17 protein-coding genes are annotated in these 18,681 nt (G+C 34.0%); 8 read left to right on the top strand and 9 right to left on the bottom strand.

Annotated elements, in window-relative coordinates; translation table 11 throughout:
* The first annotated feature begins 2 nt into the window (after window positions 1–2).
* Window positions 3–830, top strand: coding sequence for a homoserine O-succinyltransferase (locus tag C0512_RS03895; RefSeq protein ID WP_290859049.1), 828 nt, complete (start codon window positions 3–5; stop codon window positions 828–830).
* 74 nt (window positions 831–904) lie between these two features.
* Complete coding sequence (locus tag C0512_RS03900; RefSeq protein WP_290859050.1) at window positions 905–2,095, top strand: hypothetical protein; 1,191 nt, start codon at window positions 905–907, stop codon at window positions 2,093–2,095.
* Window positions 2,096–2,187: 92 nt separating this feature from the next.
* Here C0512_RS03900 and C0512_RS03905 read toward each other — a convergent pair whose 3' ends face one another.
* The 5 genes from C0512_RS03905 to C0512_RS03925 form a co-directional block, all read right to left on the bottom strand.
* Complete coding sequence (locus tag C0512_RS03905; RefSeq protein ID WP_290859052.1) at window positions 2,188–2,655, bottom strand: hypothetical protein; 468 nt, start codon at window positions 2,653–2,655, stop codon at window positions 2,188–2,190.
* Between the two features lie 27 nt (window positions 2,656–2,682).
* Window positions 2,683–3,225, bottom strand: a complete 543-nt coding sequence (locus C0512_RS03910) for a hypothetical protein (protein WP_290859054.1) — start codon at window positions 3,223–3,225, stop codon at window positions 2,683–2,685.
* A 95-nt stretch (window positions 3,226–3,320) separates the two neighbouring features.
* Window positions 3,321–4,538 (bottom strand): ATP-grasp domain-containing protein, encoded by a 1,218-nt coding sequence (locus C0512_RS03915; RefSeq protein WP_290859056.1) that lies wholly within the window; start codon window positions 4,536–4,538, stop codon window positions 3,321–3,323.
* 3 nt (window positions 4,539–4,541) lie between these two features.
* Window positions 4,542–5,951: a M17 family metallopeptidase gene (locus C0512_RS03920; RefSeq protein WP_290859058.1), complete on the bottom strand. Its 1,410-nt coding sequence runs from the start codon at window positions 5,949–5,951 to the stop codon at window positions 4,542–4,544.
* Window positions 5,952–5,997: 46 nt separating this feature from the next.
* Window positions 5,998–7,137 (bottom strand): alpha/beta hydrolase-fold protein, encoded by a 1,140-nt coding sequence (locus C0512_RS03925; RefSeq protein ID WP_290859060.1) that lies wholly within the window; start codon window positions 7,135–7,137, stop codon window positions 5,998–6,000.
* A gap of 215 nt (window positions 7,138–7,352) precedes the next feature.
* Between C0512_RS03925 and gcvT the strand changes: the two genes are divergently transcribed.
* The 3 genes from gcvT to C0512_RS03940 all read left to right on the top strand — a co-directional run bounded on the left by gcvT (window position 7,353) and on the right by C0512_RS03940 (window position 11,140).
* On the top strand, window positions 7,353–8,435 hold the full coding sequence (gcvT, locus tag C0512_RS03930) for a glycine cleavage system aminomethyltransferase GcvT (protein WP_290859062.1): 1,083 nt from the start codon (window positions 7,353–7,355) through the stop codon (window positions 8,433–8,435).
* A gap of 89 nt (window positions 8,436–8,524) precedes the next feature.
* Entirely contained in the window at window positions 8,525–9,235 is a 711-nt protein-coding gene (locus C0512_RS03935; protein WP_290859064.1) for a YebC/PmpR family DNA-binding transcriptional regulator, read from the top strand.
* Window positions 9,236–9,355: 120 nt separating this feature from the next.
* Window positions 9,356–11,140: an ABC transporter transmembrane domain-containing protein gene (locus tag C0512_RS03940; RefSeq protein ID WP_290859066.1), complete on the top strand. Its 1,785-nt coding sequence runs from the start codon at window positions 9,356–9,358 to the stop codon at window positions 11,138–11,140.
* 81 nt (window positions 11,141–11,221) lie between these two features.
* Here the strand turns inward: C0512_RS03940 and C0512_RS03945 are convergent, their stop codons facing one another.
* Both C0512_RS03945 and C0512_RS03950 read right to left on the bottom strand, forming a co-directional pair.
* A complete protein-coding gene (locus tag C0512_RS03945) occupies window positions 11,222–12,262 on the bottom strand; it encodes a PLP-dependent cysteine synthase family protein (RefSeq protein WP_290859068.1) in 1,041 nt (346 codons plus the stop codon).
* A 78-nt stretch (window positions 12,263–12,340) separates the two neighbouring features.
* Complete coding sequence (locus C0512_RS03950; protein WP_290859125.1) at window positions 12,341–14,401, bottom strand: S9 family peptidase; 2,061 nt, start codon at window positions 14,399–14,401, stop codon at window positions 12,341–12,343.
* 141 nt (window positions 14,402–14,542) lie between these two features.
* Between C0512_RS03950 and C0512_RS03955 the strand changes: the two genes are divergently transcribed.
* The gene (locus C0512_RS03955; protein ID WP_290859069.1) at window positions 14,543–14,866 is read left to right on the top strand and encodes a YbaB/EbfC family nucleoid-associated protein; all 324 of its coding nucleotides are present in this window, start codon (window positions 14,543–14,545) and stop codon (window positions 14,864–14,866) included.
* A gap of 9 nt (window positions 14,867–14,875) precedes the next feature.
* Here C0512_RS03955 and C0512_RS03960 read toward each other — a convergent pair whose 3' ends face one another.
* Window positions 14,876–15,901 carry a low specificity L-threonine aldolase gene (locus C0512_RS03960; protein ID WP_290859070.1) on the bottom strand — a complete coding sequence of 342 codons (1,026 nt, stop codon included), beginning with the start codon at window positions 15,899–15,901 and terminating at the stop codon, window positions 14,876–14,878.
* A gap of 125 nt (window positions 15,902–16,026) precedes the next feature.
* On the opposite strand from C0512_RS03960, the gene prfB reads away from it, so the two are divergent.
* Together prfB and C0512_RS03970 are read left to right on the top strand one after the other, a co-directional pair.
* A protein-coding gene (prfB, locus tag C0512_RS03965; protein WP_290859071.1) for a peptide chain release factor 2 occupies window positions 16,027–17,122 on the top strand; the annotation gives its coding sequence in 2 pieces (ribosomal slippage) (window positions 16,027–16,089 and window positions 16,091–17,122; 1,095 coding nt in all).
* Window positions 17,123–17,261: 139 nt separating this feature from the next.
* The gene (locus C0512_RS03970) at window positions 17,262–18,188 is read left to right on the top strand and encodes an AraC family transcriptional regulator (RefSeq protein WP_290859072.1); all 927 of its coding nucleotides are present in this window, start codon (window positions 17,262–17,264) and stop codon (window positions 18,186–18,188) included.
* A gap of 1 nt (window position 18,189) precedes the next feature.
* Here C0512_RS03970 and C0512_RS03975 read toward each other — a convergent pair whose 3' ends face one another.
* Window positions 18,190–18,570 (bottom strand): DUF779 domain-containing protein, encoded by a 381-nt coding sequence (locus C0512_RS03975; RefSeq protein ID WP_290859074.1) that lies wholly within the window; start codon window positions 18,568–18,570, stop codon window positions 18,190–18,192.
* Between the last annotated feature and the right edge of the window lie 111 nt (window positions 18,571–18,681).

An 18,681-nucleotide genomic window follows, 5' to 3' on the forward strand; every position in this document is an offset into this window, starting at 1 on the left:
AAATGAATAGACAAATCAGAATTGCAGTATTAGACATGTATGATGGAGAGCCTAATCAAGGCATGCGTTGTATTTTTGACATTATCAATGGATTTAATCAAATGGTTTCTTTTCAGGTTTTCGATATTCGTAGAAAAAAAGAATTTCCGGATATTAAAAAATTTGATATTTATATATCCACCGGTGGACCAGGAAATCCATTAGAAGGTGATGGTGATTGGGATGTAAAATATTTTGAATTGATTGATTCAATTTGGAAATGGAACAAGGAAAACGACATGAAAAAACATGTATTATTCATTTGTCATTCCTTTCAAATGGCCTGCAAACATTTTGGTTTAGCCGAGGTAAATAAAAGAAAAGACACTTCTTTTGGCGTTATGACAACTCATAAAGTAAACGAAGGCATGAATGACCCGTTATTTGAAGGGTTGGCGAATCCGTTTTACACAATAGATAGTAGAGATTTTCAAGTGGTACAGCCTCATTTGAAAAATTTTAAAAAAATGGGAGCTCAAATCATCGCTTTAGAAAAGATAAGAGACCATGTGCAATATGAAAGAGCCATCATGGGAATTCGATTTTCTAACGAATTTGTTGGTTTGCAATTTCATCCTGAAGCCGATCCGTTAAGCTTTTTAGCTCACATGAAAGATAAAAACTTTCGTGAAAAAATTATAAAAATGAAAGGTCGGGTGAAATTCTTAAAAATGTTGGAAAATCTGGTAGAAGAAGATAAAATTTATCAAACTAATGAAACGATAATTCCAAATTTCCTTCGAATAGCCATCAACGATTTATTAAAGCATAAAAAAATTCTTTCCAATTAAATTGAATAATAGTAATTTCTACAAAGGCACATCAGTTTAATTCTTTTGTGCCTTTTTGGTTAAAAAAGCAGGTTATGAATCCATTATACAGAAAACAATTCAACGAACAATTTACTGTCGAAAAATACAATCATTTAATAGAAAGTATTTCGGCTGATTTTGATTACAAACCTACTTTTCGAATTGGTGAAACACCTTTTTTTATATCCAATGAATTAAAAAATCAATTGTTAGAAGGTTGCCATGAAGTCATCCATTTTATTCAAAAGAATGATTTTAAAAATTTAACCAACAAAGCATTAGAATTAAACAGAAAAGTTCCTAATGAAGATAACCATACCACCTTTTTAGCCATTGATTTTGGTATTTGTGAAGAAAACGGAAATATCATTCCGAAGCTAATTGAAGTACAAGGCTTTCCATCCTTATATAATTTTCAAAGTAACCTTGCCCATAAATTTGAAGAGCATTACCCTTTTCTTTCGGAATTAACTCCTTTTTTAAATGGCTTGAACCAAGAATCCTACGGTAAATTAATTGAAGAAGTAATTTGTAATAATTACCCAAAAGAAAATGTCATTTTATTAGAAATTGAACCGGAAAAGCAAAATACAAAAATTGATTTTTATTACTGCAAACGGGATATTAGCATCCCTATAGTTTGTGTGACGGAATTGATTCAAAAAGGAAGAAAACTTTTTTATACTAACCAAAAAGGAATAGAAATTGAAGTAAAACGCATTTATAATCGTGTTATTTTTGACGAATTGGATTTGCGTTCTGATTTGAAACTCAACTTTGATTTTTCTGCTGATTTAGAGGTGGAATGGGCTGGACATCCGAATTGGTTTTTCCGTATCAGTAAATTCATTCTGCCTTATTTAAAAGGGAAATACTTCATTGAAACTACCTTATTATCTGACTTAAAAGAAATTCCAACCGATTTAGAAAATTATGTACTCAAACCTTTATTTTCTTTCTCCGGAAGTGGCGTAATTTTTCATGTGAAAAAAGAAGACATCGAAGCCGTAAAAGAGAAAGACTTATACATTCTACAGAAAAAAGTGAACTACCTTCCCATCATTCAATCACCGGATGGTAAAGTAAAAGCGGAAGTCCGCCTCTTAGCCGTTTGGAAAAAAGACGCTCCCTCGCCTACACTTGTAACCAACTTAGTCCGACTCAGTCGAGGTGAAATGATTGGTGTAAAATTTAACAAAGACAAAGATTGGGTTGGTGGAACGGTTGGGATGTTTGAGAAATAGTAGTTAAAGGTAAAATGTTAGGAAAGTTAGCAAATCGTTATGATAATTTACTTGAATATATTATATTCGTCTCACACAAATAATCAATATTATCAAAACTTAAGGTTTCTAAAATTTTTATTTAACTTCCTTATTTGTTTTTTTGAATAATCTAGAAAATAAATATCTTCTAAACCAAAATATACCTGATAACTTTTCCCTTTTCTTTTAAACTCTTTGTTGTATTTTTTCTCAAATAATTGTTTGTTTTCAGAATCATAAAAATTTACTTCTATAAAATTTACATTAAACAAATAATCGATTTTAGGAATTTTTACAATATGATTTTCATTTTTAATGAATAATGTACAGTTGCTTAAATTCTTATCAATATTAATAAGACCGTTAACTTTTGCCAATTTTAAGATTAAATTTGTATTATCATTAACAGCATAAACTTCATATTCAACTCTTTTTTCATTTTCAAAAAATAAAATTTCTATATTTCTAGAAATAATTTCTTGAGCAAAAATTGAAGTTGAAGCTAAAATAAAACTGAAAAATAATATTTTTTTTAACATAGTTTCATAATGTTTCTTAAATTTAAACTATTTAATCAAATTCCTCCTCGCATCTCCAAAACTCATCCCATCATAAACCATTTTCATGACAACTTCTTCTCGTAAACCCTCCAAATCTTCATACTCCAAATACTTCGCCCAATCCTCTTCGTTTAAAACTTGTTTGATAATCCTAATTGTTTTAGCGGTTTCAGAGGCATTTCGTAAAACTGCTTTTCCATCGTAAAAAGGCATCTCTTTATGAAAAAAATCAACCGTATTCTTATCAAAATCAACCTGAATAAAAAATAAGTTAGTCGTCTCATCATTTGGATAAAAATCGATCCATTTTGCAAAACCCACTTTTGTTTCTTGATTTTTATAATTTTCTAAAACGATTAATCGCCAACGGCAATTGGCCGCCCGCCCCCAATGATTGGAAATGCGGTAAACACCTTCTTTAGTAAAAAAATATTCACTACCTGACTTACTTTTGAAATGCGATTTTTGCAACTCAAAATCAGCTTGCGAAACTTGTTTCCAAAGGCAAAAAGTGTGTTTGTGGAAGTTATTTTGGTCGTAAGTTTTCAATCTAAATTATTTTTAAACATATAAGTCATATAAGTTTAAAAACATAAAAAAACTTATATGACTTATATGGTAAATAAAAATTACTATGTTTTAATTTAATGAAATTTCTTTACTTCTTTTTGTTTCAAAACAGTCGAAAAATCTTGAACCAGTCGTTCTGCATAATCATCTAACAATTCACGAACACGTTCCGGTTTATAAGATTTCACAATCAATCCGGCATGGTATTCCAACGGAACCCTAAAACAAATTTCACTGTCATTAAACCCACTCAAATCAGGGTGTTCATATTTGGATAAGGTCAATACAATTCCTGCAAACTCATTCTTTGGAGAAGGTACTTTGTACTCTATTCCACGAACAAGAGCATCTTCAATTTTAGCCCATTCTCCCCATAAATTGATACCGGATGCGGCTTCAACCATTTCTGCTAAATGAGCACCGCCTACTCGGGAAGACGTTTCTAAAAAGTAAATTTTTCCGTCTTCATCACATTTAATAAACTCGGTATGTGTGGCACCGTGTTTCATTCCAAATGATTTCATAACTTGCTCATTTACTTTCTTAATAGCTCTGTCATCGGTGGAATTGTACTTGATGTTTGCACTTCTAAAAATCCCACCTCCTTGCGAAATTTCCATTGGCGTGGCTAAATATTGCGAAGTCAAACTAAACAACACTTTGGAGTTAAAATTCAATCCGTCACAATGATAAACTGCTCCTGGTTTAAACTGCTCAACCAAATACTTAATACGATTGTCTCCCAATTCATGAATTTTATGCCATAATTCTTCTTTCGAATGTACTTTCATAATTCCGGTAGCTGAAGCTTCTGAACGTGGCTTTAAAACCCATGGAGGCGAAACGGTATCGGCAAAATGATTGATATATTCATCATTGAACAACGCACTAAAAGCAGGAACCGGAACGCCTTCCGATTGTGCTTTTACCCGCATGGCTAATTTATCCCTGAAATAACGACCGGTCGTTTGTCCCATTCCATCCATACGGATGTTTTCACGTAAAAAAGTTGCTTTTTCCACATCAAAATCATCTAAGGCTACAATAGCATCAATTTTTTCTTTCCGCATTAATCCGGCTACCCCATGTAAAAGCATATCTAAATCCCAATCCACATCCTGTCCCGGCATATAAAAAATTTCTTCAATCGAATCATGAGCCCAAGGTTTATCACGCAATTTCTCTGAAGTTATGAGATAAACTTTATTACCCAATTTCTTCATATTGATTAAAAAATCATTCCCTTTAAAATAATTAGAAATACAAATGAATGTTTTAGCAGTATTTTCCATAGACTATAGGTTTTCAATAAAATTAGTAATTAAATGCACACCAAATGCAGAAGCATGCTTGGTTTTGGCAAATTCATCATCTACAAACGAAACGCCGGCAATATCGAGATGTGCCCATGAAACATGATTTTCAGTAAAAAATTCTAAAAACTTTGCAGCAGAAATAGCACCGGCAACCGGTTTTCCGGAATAATTTTTTACATCGGCAATTTCACTTTCTACATCCGATTTATAAACATCCCATAACGGCAAAGGCCAAAGTCGTTCACCCGTTACATCACCTGCCTTTTGCAACTGTTTGGCTAACTTATCATTCTTACTAAATAACGCTCCACATTCGTATCCAAAAGTGGCCACACTGCTTCCGGTTAATGTAGCGATGTCAAGAATCGTTTCCGGGTTGTAATTTTTGATTAAATAGGATAATCCATCCGCTAAAATTAATCTTCCTTCTGCATCGGTATCAATGATTTCAATGGAATGACCACTATAACTTCCAATCACATCGCTGGGTAAGAAAGAATTAGCATCTACCGAATTTTCACAAGCAGGAACGATAGCAGTAACCCGATAAGGCAATTGTAAATCGGCAATCAGTTGCATGGTTCCCAAAACGGCTGCACCACCGGCCATATCACATTTCATATGAACTATTCCTGCCGTTTTTATGTTTAAACCACCAGTGTCAAATGTGATTCCTTTACCAACCAAACCTATGTGCTTTTTAGCTGTCGTTGGATGATAATCCATGATGATAAACTGCGATTCGTTGGCACTTCCTTTTCCTACCGAAACAAAGGCATCTAAACCTAAAATATAGGCTTGCTCAGCACCAATTACTGTAACCTCCATACCATAATTTTTACCCGTTTGCATAGCCCAATCGGCTAAATGTTTGGGTGTGATTTTATTGGGTGGTAAATCAACTAAATGATAGGTTTCTAATTGAGCTTTGGCAATTTTTAAGCCTTTAATAACAGCATTTTTAACCTCTAATATTGAATTGATTTCAAAATCAAAATTATCGTTCTCCAAAGGATGTTGCTTTTTATCTTTTTTATAATGACCTAATTGATAAGTTCCCAACCAAAGTCCTGAGATAATTGCTTCCACATTTTCGTTGGAGAAATCAGCGGAAAGAAAAAGCTTAGCCTCCTCTTTAAAATGCGAAATCTGCTTGGCTGATATTCTTCTAAACGCAGTTTTAATAACTTTATAGTCGGGTTCCTTTCCTAATCCGACGAATAGAAAAAGGTTTTCGTCCTTTTCAAAAAGGTGAAGACTGTCCTTTTTTCCGGAGAAAACTGACTTTGAAAGTTTAATTTCATTAAAAACAATACTTTCTTCCGTTTCAAAATACGGGATTAAGTTTAGTTTTTTTAAGGATTGATTATTTGTATATTTAATATTCATATCGAAACAATTTTTTATTTAATTTTTGACATTGAAAGGGATATTGTCAATCCTCTTTTGTACTAAAAAACAACCACTCTATCGCTTTTGGAAATTCATCACTCCAATACACTTCGTTATGTTTTCCTTGTTCGTTGATGCTCAATCGTACTTTCATTTTGTCATTAATGGCATCTTTTTTATGCAGTCTTTTTTTAAAATTCTTTACATGATCAATCATTGTCGCACTTTCATCTCCTCCGGCATACAAATAAATGCGAGTGTCTTGCGGCTCTTCCATATCTAAAAAAGACAACTTAATTTTAGGAACAACCCACAAAGAGGGCGAAAAAATCATTAATTTTCCAAATACTTCCGGATACATAATCCCGCTAAAAATACTCACCAATCCACCCATGGAACTTCCGCCGATACCGGTATGCTCACGTTCGGGTTTGGTTCTAAAATTTGCATCAACGAACGGTTTTAAAGTATCGGTTAGAAAACGAATATATTTTTTACCTTGCCCGGCTCCTAATACTGTATTACCAACATTATATTCAATAATACGTTCATTATCAGCGTGCTCAACGGCAATTACAATGATTTTACCAATTTTATATTCGGCCATAACAGCCAATTTTTTATCAATTTCCCAATTTCCGTATTTAGCTTTTTCGTTGAATAAATTTTGAGCGTCTTGTAAATACATTACCGGATAATGTTCTGTGGACGTTTCATAATCATGTGGCAACAATGCCCACACTTTTCTGGTTTTATTCAACTGTGGAATCTCAAATTCTTTAGAAATTAAATGAACCTTGGGTAAAAAATTAGGCTTAAAGGGCAACCAATTTCTTCTCCATTTGGCAACATGTTCCTTTTTTATACCATTATGCTGTTTGCACGAACGATTTTCAGTCCGATTTCCATATTTATCAATTTCTACTTCACTCCAATCTCCGCGGGTGAATTTGTATAACATTTCGTCCGGATATATAAAATCATAAGGGAATTTAAAATGATAAAGTCCCTTTCCTACTTTTTCCATTTGAAAATTCTTATCCTGTGTAACCCAATTGTTAAAATTTCCTGCGATATAAACCGGTCTTTCATCCTCTTCATCAGTAGTTAAAAGCATATTGAGTTGGGGTTCAATAATTTCTTTTTCAATGTGTTGTGGTACTATATTTTCTTCTTGCTTCATGCTATCAAAAAATGGAATGCATTAATTATTAAAAAAGTAAATATATGTTTTTAGGATTGTGAATGAAAATATTTTTGGACAGAAATCTGATTTATGCAAGAATAATGACTAATCGAATAAAAAAGTAACAATTAAATAAATTTGACAGCATATTTCACTCAAAAATTTCATTATTTTTAATAAATTAGCCACTTCAAATTATACACAACAAACTAATGAAAAATACCGCTTTATCACACATTCACGAGAGCTTAGGAGCTAAAATGGTTCCATTTGCTGGATACAATATGCCCGTTCAATATGAAGGAGTTACTGCCGAACACGAAACCGTTCGAAATGCCGTTGGCGTTTTTGATGTATCACACATGGGTGAATTTTTGTTAACAGGCCCTAATGCACTCGCTTTAATACAAAAAGTAACTTCTAATGATGCAGCCACTTTATACAATGGTAGAGCACAATATTCTTGCCTTCCAAATAATGATGGCGGAATTGTGGATGATTTAATCGTTTACAAAATTAAAGAGGAACAATATTTATTAGTCGTTAATGCCTCCAATATAGATAAAGATTGGAATTGGATTTCGTCTCATAATGATTTAGGCGTAGAAATGAAAAATCTTTCTGAAGATTATTCCTTATTGGCCATTCAAGGACCAAAAGCAATGGAAGCCATGCAATCATTGACATCCATTAATCTAGCTGAAATTAAATACTATCATTTTGAAGTGGCTGATTTTGCCGGAATCGAACATGTAATCATTTCCGCAACCGGTTATACCGGGTCAGGTGGATTTGAAATTTATTGTAAAAATTCGGAAGTAGTCCAAATTTGGAACAAAGTGTTTGAAGCCGGAGCTTCTTTTGGTATCAAACCTATCGGATTAGCGGCTCGTGATACTTTGCGATTGGAAATGGGTTTTTGTTTATATGGAAACGACATTAATGATACCACTTCTCCTATTGAAGCCGGTTTAGGGTGGATTACCAAATTCAACAAAGAGTTCACAAATTCTGAAAACCTGAAAAAACAAAAAGAAGCCGGTGTGACCAAAAAATTAGTTGGTTTTGAATTAACCGAACGAGGAATTCCACGACATGATTATGAAATTGTAGATGCAGACGGAAATAATATTGGAATTGTGACTTCCGGAACGATGGCTCCAACCGTTGGAAAAGGAATCGGAATGGGCTATGTTAAAACGGAATTTTCCTCTGAAGGAAGTGAAATCTTTATTCAAATCAGAAATAACAAAGTAGCTGCGAAAGTAGTAAAATTACCTTTTTATAAAAAGTAATAATTTTTTGAAATAACAGTTTAAGTGTTATTTTTGCAGTCAAATTTTGAACATTGAACAACGAAATTAGAATATTGAAATAAACAGAAATGGGAAGAGCGTTTGAATTTAGAAAAGCACGAAAAATGAAACGTTGGTCAGCGATGGCAAAAACGTTTACCAGAATAGGAAAAGACATTGTCATGGCCGTGAAAGAAGGCGGTCCGAATGCGGAAACAAATTCCAGATTAAGAGCGGTAATGCAGAATGCCAAAGCGGCTAACATGCCGAAAGACAATGTGGAACGGGCTATTAAAAAAGCATCAGATAAAGATACCGCTAACTATAAAGAAGTTCTATTTGAAGGATATGCTCCTCATGGGATTGCTATTTTGATTGAAACGGCTACCGATAATAATAACAGAACAGTTGCCAATATCAGAAGTTATTTCAACAAATGTAATGGTACTTTTGGCACACAAGGTTCGGTTGAATTTATGTTTGATCACACCTGTAATTTCAGAATACCTGCTGAAGGTCAAGATGTAGATGAACTAGAATTAGAAATGATTGATTTTGGCGTAGAAGAAATTTTTGCTGACGAAGATGGAATCTTAATGTATGCTCCCTTTGAAAGTTTTGGTGCTATTCAAAAAGAATTAGAAAACCGACACATCGAAATTTTATCTTCCGGTTTTGAACGAATCCCACAAATTACCAAAGAACTTACTCCGGAAGAAATGGCCGATGTAGAAAAATTATTGGAAAAAATTGAAGAAGACGATGACGTCATGAACGTTTATCACACGATGCAAGAATAATTTAGAACAAAAAACAATCAAAAACTCTCTATAAAGGGAGTTTTTTAGTTTTTAAACGATTGGAAATTATATATTGTTCAATCACCTATTTACTTTTTAATCATTTACTTTACAAAAAAAATGGCTCGATTTAAAGAAAACGATTTACCCAAAGCAAAAATAAACGCCTCATCACTCAGTAAAGCGTTATTGATTTTTAAGTATGCCGATGCTCATCGATGGAAATTTTTTATCGGTTTAATTTTTCTTTTATTAACGGGCGGTACTGCCCTAGCCTTCCCTAAATTAATGGGAATGTTAGTAGATTGTGTCAAAGTCAAAGACATAAATGCAGCTAATAACGTTGCCTTAGGCCTAATTGGAATTTTATTTTTGCAGTCGTTCTTTTCGTTTTTTAGAGTATATCTATTTGTAAATTTTACCGAAAATACGCTTGCAAATTTGCGTTTTGCCCTATATTCAAATTTGATAAAGCTTCCGATGAACTTTTTTTCTCAAAAAAGGGTCGGTGAATTAAACAGCCGAATCAGTTCGGATATAAATCAAATTCAAGATACTTTAACCACCACAATTGCTGAATTTTTAAGGCAGTTTATCCTGATTATTGGTGGTGTAATTTTATTAGCCAGTGAAAGCATTAAATTAACCCTGATGATGTTAGCTGTCGTCCCTTTGGTCGCTGTTGCTGCAGTTATATTCGGTCGTTTCATTCGAAAATACTCCAAGAAAGTACAAGACCAAGTGGCGGAAAGTCAAGTGATTGTTGAAGAAACCTTACAAGGCATCAGCAACGTGAAAGCTTTTGCGAACGAATGGTATGAAATTGCCCGTTACAGAAGTAAAATTAATGAAATTGTATCGATTGCTATTAAAGGCGGTCAATATCGTGGTTATTTTGCTTCCTTCATTATTTTTTGTTTATTTGGAGCTATTGTGGCGGTTGTTTGGTTTGGGGTTACTTTAAGTATAAACGGTGAAATGTCTGTAGGACAATTAATTACTTTTGTTCTATACTCCACTTTTGTAGGAGCTTCTTTTGGTGGAATTGCCGAATTATATGCTCAAATACAAAAGGCAGTTGGTGCAACTGAACGTGTTTTTGAATTATTAGATGAAAAACCGGAAGACATTAACGGTTTAGCTCCCAAATCAAGAGATAAAATAAAGGGAAATGTAACCTTTAAAAATGTGGGATTCAGCTATCCTTCTCGGAAAGAAATTGAAGTCCTTAAAGATGTTTCTTTCACGGCAAAATTTGGTCAGAAAATTGCACTCGTTGGACCAAGTGGTGCTGGAAAATCAACCATTTCGGCTTTGCTTCTTCGATTTTATGATTTAAATTCTGGAGAAATTTTAATCGATGATAAAAACATATATTCCTATGACCTGGAACAATTAAGAGGAAATATGAGTATTGTACCCCAAGACGTTATTCTTTTTGGAGGAAGCATCAAAGAAAATATTGCCTATGGTAAACCGGATGCCACTTTTGAAGAAATAAAAATAGCTGCTCAACAAGCCAATGCCTTAGAATTCATAACCGGTTTTCCGGAACAATTTGAGACCTTAGTTGGTGAACGCGGAATCAAATTATCTGGAGGTCAACGTCAACGCATCGCCATAGCCAGAGCATTGTTAAAAAATCCGAGTATCTTAATTTTAGATGAAGCCACCTCGTCTTTAGACAGCGAAAGTGAAAAACTGGTTCAGGAAGCTCTAGAAACCTTAATGAAAGGTAGAACCAGCATAATCATTGCTCATCGCTTAGCGACCATTAGAAGTGCTGACAACATCTTAGTTTTAAACAATGGAGTCATTGCTGAACAAGGAACGCATAAAGAACTAGTAGAAGTTGAAAACGGTATTTATAAAAACCTCAGTAATCTTCAATTCTCTGAATACTAAATCCTAATACCGGAAAACACTTAAATAAAAAACTCCAAGCTTTTCAACTTGGAGTTTTTTTATATTCTTTTTTCTAGTTTCTTATTTTATAAATTCAATTTTTTGAACCTCTTCCATATTGATACTGTCAAAAAATCCTTGTTCATTCATCCAGTCATCACTAAACACTTTGCTCATATAGCGAGAACCGTGGTCAGGAAAAATGGCAATTACATTTGAATTTTCATCAAATTCACCTTCCTCAGCAAACTGTCTGATGGCTTGAACAACTGCACCTGAAGTATATCCCACGAATAAACCTTCTTTTAAAGCTATTTCACGGGTAGTATGAGCACTTTCTTCGTCAGTTACTTTCATGAATTTATCAATAATATCAAAATCAGTAGCCGTCGGAATTAAGTTTTTACCTAAACCTTCAATACGGTAAGGATATATTTCTTCGTTGTCAAACTCTTTTGTCTCGTGATATTTTTTTAATACCGAGCCATAAGCATCAACACCTAAAATTCTGATATTCGGATTTTTCTCTTTTAAAAATTTAGCTGTTCCTGATATTGTACCTCCTGTACCACTACAAGCAATCAAGTGGGTTATATTTCCGTTGGTTTGTTCCCAAATCTCCGGACCGGTACTTTTGTAATGAGCATCAACATTTAATTGGTTGAAGTATTGGTTGATATAAATCGAACCTTTTGTCTCTTCATGTAACCGTTTGGCAACATTGTAATAAGATCGTTCATCATCTGCTGAAACGTGTGCCGGACAAACATAAACTTTTGCCCCCATGCTTCGCAACATATCAATTTTGTCGCGAGATGATTTTGAGCTTACCGCCAGTATACAATTATAGCCTTTTATAATACTTACCATGGCTAAACTAAAACCGGTGTTTCCGGAAGTAGTTTCAATAATTGTATCGCCGGGCGTTAAAATTCCTTGCCTCTCAGCTTCTTCAATAATATATAATGCGATTCTATCTTTTGTGGAATGGCCGGGGTTAAATGATTCAACCTTAGCATAAAAATTACCATCAAGGTTTTCAGTGACTCTATTGAGTTTAATTAAGGGAGTATTACCTATTAAATCCAATACACTATTATAGGCTTTAATCTGTTGTTTCATAAAAAATATGTTAGTCAAGGCAAACTTCTATTGTTTTTGGCAACCTCAAAACTTTGCAAATGTATAAAAAAAATTTAATTACTGAGTTATTCCTTCCAAATCTAATAAAAAACTAAATTCTTTTGCAGTCTCTTTCAATGCTTCAAAACGCCCTGAAGCTCCGCCATGACCTGCATCCATGTTTGTATCTAAAAATAATAAATTTTTATCCGTTTTTACTGTTCGTAATTTGGCTACCCATTTTGCAGGTTCCCAATATTGCACCTGTGAATCATGCAATCCGGTAGTAACCAACATGTTTGGGTAATCTTGGGCCTTTACGTTATCATAAGGTGAATAGGACCTCATGTAATCATAATATACTTTTTCATTGGGATTTCCCCATTCGTCATATTCTGAAGTTGTCAACGGAATCGTTTCGTCTAACATGGTTGTCATAACATCCACAAAAGGAACCTGAGCAATTACCCCATTATATAATTGTGGTGCCATGTTCACTACTGCTCCCATCAACAAACCTCCGGCTGAACCGCCTTCCGCATAAAGGTGTTTGGGATTGGTATATTTTTGACTGATTAAATAGTTAGAGCAATCAATATAATCCGTAAAGGTGTTTTTCTTTTTCAATAATTTCCCGTCTTCATACCATTGTCTTCCCATTTCCTCCCCACCGCGGATATGTGCAATGGCATAAATGAATCCCCTATCCAATAAACTTAAAATAGACGAATCAAATCCCGGTTCCATTGAATTACCATATGAACCATAAGCATACTGCAATAGCGGACTGTTTCCGTCTTTCTTGGTTTTTTTGTGATAAACTATAGAAATTGGAATTTTAGTTCCATCCGTAGCAGTAGCCCAAACCCGTTCTTCTTTATAATTATTTTTGTCAAATTTTCCTCCTAAAACGGCTTGTTCTTTCTTTACTTCTTTCGTTTTGGTTTTCATGTTGAAATCAATAACCGAAAAAGGTGTCGCTAACGATTGATAGCCAAAACGTAATATTTCGGTATCAAAATCAACATTTGTTCCTACAAAAGCCGAGTACGTTTCAATTTCAAAAGGTAAATAATAATCTCCTCCTCCACTCCAAGGCATTATCTTAATTTTATTCAAACCATTGGAACGCTCTTCCACTACTAAATAATTTTTAAAAATTTCGATTCCTTCAATCAAAACATCTTGTTTATGCGGAATCACATCTACCCAATTCTCTTTTGAAGTAGCCGTTTCAGGCGTTTTCATCACTTTAAAATTGGTTGCTTTATCTTTATTGGTTACAATGTAAAAATGATCATTAAAATGTGAAATATCATACTCTAAACCTCTTGTTCTCGGTTGAAAAACTTTAAAGTTTTCCTGTGGTTTATCGGCATTTAAAATTTGATATTCGGTTGTTAATGTACTATTACTGTTGATTACAAGGTATTTTTTTGATTTTGTTTTCAAAATAATTGTAGCGAATGTGTCGTCTTTTTCATGAAAAACTAAGGTTGCTTTTTTTACATCATCTCCTAAAACATGCTTAAATATTTTATCTGAACGCAACGTTTTTTTATCTTGTGTGGAGTAAAATAACGTTTTGTTGTCATTTGCCCAAACAGAATTTCCGGTTGTGTTTTCAATTTTATCCGCTAAAATTTCACCCGTTTCCAAATTCTTCACTTGCAGGGTATAAATTCTTCTTCCTTTTTCATCCGTGGCAAAAGAGACTAATTTATTGTCTTCACTCACACTCAAACCACTAAGTTTAAAATAAGATTTGCCTTTTGCGAATTCGTTGCAATCAAACATAATCTCTTCCTTCGCTGAAAGACTTCCTTTTTTTCGGGAATAAATTGGATATTCTTTCCCTTTTTCAAAACGGGTTATATAAAAATAGCCATTATATAGGTATGGAACCGATTCATCATCTTCTTTGATTCTCGACTTCATTTCTTCAAACAGTTCTTTTTGAAACGTTTTAGTATGAGCGGTCATTTGCTCATAATAGGCATTTTCATCTTTTAGATATTGAATGACTTCCGGATTTTCACGGTTGTTTAACCAATAATAAGAATCTATTCGTTTGTCTCCGTGTTTTTCAAGAACGGTATCTTTTTTTGCGGCAACTGGTGGTATACTATTTTCTGACATGTTTGTCTCTTTTTTTGCACAAGAAGTTGCAAAAATAATACAAACTAAACTCATGACTACTTTATAATTCATAAAAAAATATTATTTCAAAACTATGCAATATACTACTTTTGTAATTCATTAACTATAAAAATTATCAACATGTTTGGAGACCTGATGGGAATGATGGGAAAACTGAAAGAAACCCAGCAAAAAATAGAAGAAACTAAAAAGCGTTTAGATTCCGTTTTGATTGATGAACAAAGTAATGACGGCCTTTTGAAAGTAACCTTAACCGCTAATCGATTGGTAAAATCTATCGAAGTTGACCCAACATTATTAGACGATAAAGAGCAATTGGAAGATTATTTGGTTTTGGTTATGAACAAAGCAATAGCAAAAGCCACCAATGTAAATGAGACCGAACTAGCAGCTGTTGCCAAAGATGGCATGCCAAATATTCCGGGTATGGATTTGTTTAAATAAAGAATTTGTTTAAAAACTCATTTTTTCGAGCACTTCTAACACATACGTGTGCATCACTTCTTTGTAATCTAAGTGAGTGACGATTCTTAATTTACCTTTACCCAACAAACTAATGTGAATGTTTTTCTGTTTCAATTTTTCTATGACAACAGCATCGGAAACAAATGATTTTGGTGTAAAAACAATGATATTTGTTTCCACCGGTTCCACTTTTTCAATCCAAGAACAGCTGGCTAGTTTGCTTTCTAATTCTTTAGCTCTGCGGTGATCGTCCGCTAATTTCGTTATGTTATTTTCCAAAGCATATAATCCGGCTGCCGCTAAATAACCTGATTGACGCATGTTTCCTCCAAAAATTTTTCGAACACGTAAGGCTCTATGAATTGTTTCTTTATCTGATAACAAGACGGAACCAACCGGACAACCCAGTCCTTTTGAAAAACAAACCGAAATCGAGTCGAAAAGCTCACCGTATTGGTTTGGTGATTGATTTTTAGCAACCATAGCATTCCAAAATCGTGCACCGTCTAAATGGTATTTTAAGTTGTGTTTAGCACAAACTTGCTTGATTTTATGTAATTCTTCCATTTCATAACAAGCTCCTCCTCCTTTATTGGTAGTGTTTTCAATGCAAACCATTTTAGACAAAGGCATGTGATAAAAATTAGGGTCGTTTACTCCTTCTTCTACTTGTTCGGCAGTAATCATGCCTCTTTCACCATCTAACAAATTGAAATTAACACCACTGTTTGATGAGGCTCCTCCTGATTCATACAAATGAATGTGGGTCCATTTATCACAAATGATTTGGTCGCCCGGATTGGTATGTAATTTTATTGCTGTTTGATTTGCCATTGTCCCTGATGGGAAAAAAAGAGCCGCTTCCATTCCAAATAAATGGGCTACTTTAGCTTCAAACTCATTGACCGTAGGATCTTGTTTGAATACGTCGTCACCCACTTTAGCGTTAAACATCGCCCGAAGCATTTCGGGGCTTGGCTTAGTAACCGTATCACTAATTAAATTTATTTCCATTGAATTTTTAATTTCATTGCTGTAGGAACAGGTCGCGACCTGAACTTACGTAATAATTAATTTTTCACAATTAGGACAAATCACAACTTGTTCCTACATTTGTAAAAAACAAAACTACAATAATTATGACAAATACCGAACAAATAAAAGGTATTGTAGAGCGTCTTGGTGCGTTGAGGAGGTATCTTTGACATCGATAAGAAATTAATTGAGATTGCTAACGAAGAAGAAAAAACCTTTGACCCTACTTTTTGGAACAATCCCAAAGAAGCCGAAATCGTTGTCCGCGACTTGCGTTCAAAGAAAAAATGGGTAGAAGATTATCAAAAAGGAACTAACCTGGCAGAAGAACTTCAAATGGTTTTTGAGTTCTACAAAGACGGTGATGCCTCTGAAGAGGAAGTAGATTCTATTTTTGAACAAACTAATTCCTTAATCGAAAACCTGGAATTTAAAAACATGCTTTCCGAAGAAGGAGACAGCATGAGTGCCGTATTACAAATTACTGCCGGTGCCGGTGGTACTGAAAGTTGTGATTGGGCTTCCATGTTGATGCGTATGTATTTGATGTGGGCGGAAAAGGAAGGTTATAAAGTAAAAGAGTTAAACTTTCAAGAAGGTGATGTGGCCGGTATTAAAACAGTTACTTTAGAAATTGAAGGTGATTATGCCTTCGGTTATCTGAAAGGTGAAAATGGAGTGCACCGACTGGTTCGTATCTCCCCTTTTGACAGTAATGCTAAACGACATACTTCTTTTGCATCCGTTTATGTCTATCCCCTAGTAGATGACACCATTGAAATTGAAATCAACCCTGCTGATTTAGAGATTATTACTTCTCGTTCCAGTGGTGCCGGTGGTCAGAATGTGAATAAAGTGGAAACCAAAGTACAGTTATTCCACAAACCGACCGGAATTCAAATTCAATGTTCAGAAACGCGTTCGCAACAAGATAACCGACAACGTGCCATGCAAATGTTGCGTTCACAGTTGTATGAAATTGAATTGAAAAAACAAATGGCTCAACGTGCCGATATTGAAGCCGGAAAAATGAAAATTGAATGGGGTTCACAAATTAGAAACTACGTGATGCAACCTTATAAGTTAGTGAAAGACGTTAGAACCGGCTGTGAAACCAGCGATGTAGATGGCGTGATGAACGGAGAAATTGATGAATTTTTAAAAGCATATTTGATGATGATGGGACAAAAAGAAGAGTAATTTTGTTCGTAGAGAATATAGAAAGCTTGTCAGTAACGACAAGCTTTCTATATAAATTTAAAAATATAATTTGTTAAAATAATGAGAATTCTACCTTATTTAGATTGTTTTTTGTACTTTTTCAATCTAATTAAATGAAATGAATTCCTCTAAAATTGCATTATCTACACCAGCTTTAACACACGAGAAATCACTCAAAACTTTAGTTGAAAACAGAAGCATTTATTCCCTGAATAACTGTGAGTTAAATATATTTGAAACTTTTCAAAAAAGTGTTTTAGTTCCTTTAAAGTTTTCTGATTTAGTGGTAACTAGTATGCTTCGTGGCAAAAAAATAATGCATCTTTTTAATGATCCTGAATTTGAATACCTTCCGGGTGAAACTGTGCTTATTCCTTCTAATGTGGAAATGAAGATTGATTTTCCGGAGGCTTCCTTTAAAAACCCTACACAATGTTTGGCCTTAGCCATCGATCAATTTAAAATAAAGGAAACGTTAGACTTTTTAAACGAACGTTATCCGAAAGAAGGTGATAACCAATTTTGGAAATTAGAGTTTGATAATTACTTCTTTTACAATAATTTGGAATTGGCTACAACCATAAACAAATTGATAAAAGAATGCATGAGCACTTCCATAACAAAAGATGCTTTGGCCGATTTGACTTTGCAGGAATTATTGGTTCGGATAATTCAATCGCAAACCGTAAAAGCTCTAGAAAACCCAACATTTATTGACCGCTCAAACCCTATTCATTTTGTAGTGGAATATATTCGTCTTAATATTCAGGAAACAATTAATTTAAAAGACTTGAGTGCTAAAGCTTGCATGAGCACCACCTCATTTTACCGCTATTTTAAAAGAGAATTAGGCATGAGCCCAATTGAATTTATTTTGAATGAAAAGATAAAGTATGCCAAAAAACTTTTAAATAATCCGAAAATAAATATCTCTGAAGTTTCTTATGCTACAGGTTTTGAAGATGCTAATTATTTCATACGATTGTTCAAAAAACATGAAGGCATTACCCCTAAACAATATCAGTTAATGAATTTTAATGGCTAATTTATTCGTTTCTTTTTATGTCTTCTAAATGGGCCGCCTCATCTTCCGTAAATAACCTGTAGTGAATTATAAACGTTTTGCTATAAGGTGTTTCCAACGAAAACCCTCCTGCTCCTATTCCATCGGTAACATCTAAAGTAAAATGAGCATGTTTCCAATATTCGAATAAGTCTTTATCAACCCAAAACTCAAAACCGCTAATGGTTCCAATGCAGATATCTCCAAATCGCATATAGAATCCTCCTTTTTCAAAACATTGTGGTTGTGTTCCTTCACAACAACCACCGGCTTGATAAAACATCAAATCACCAAATTTCTCCGAAAGCATGTCTATCAAATCTAATGCTTTTTGAGTAGCATCTAAACGTTTTATTTTTTCCATAATTTGAAATTAGTAATGATATTTATTAAAACCGGTAAGCTATTTTGTTTCCTTATGTCATTTTCAACTTACCGCTCTCACTCATTTATTTTAATTTACCCTTTAATAAAT

The sequence above is a fragment of the Flavobacterium sp. genome, from assembly GCF_013822155.1.
GTDB lineage: Bacteria > Bacteroidota > Bacteroidia > Flavobacteriales > Flavobacteriaceae > Flavobacterium.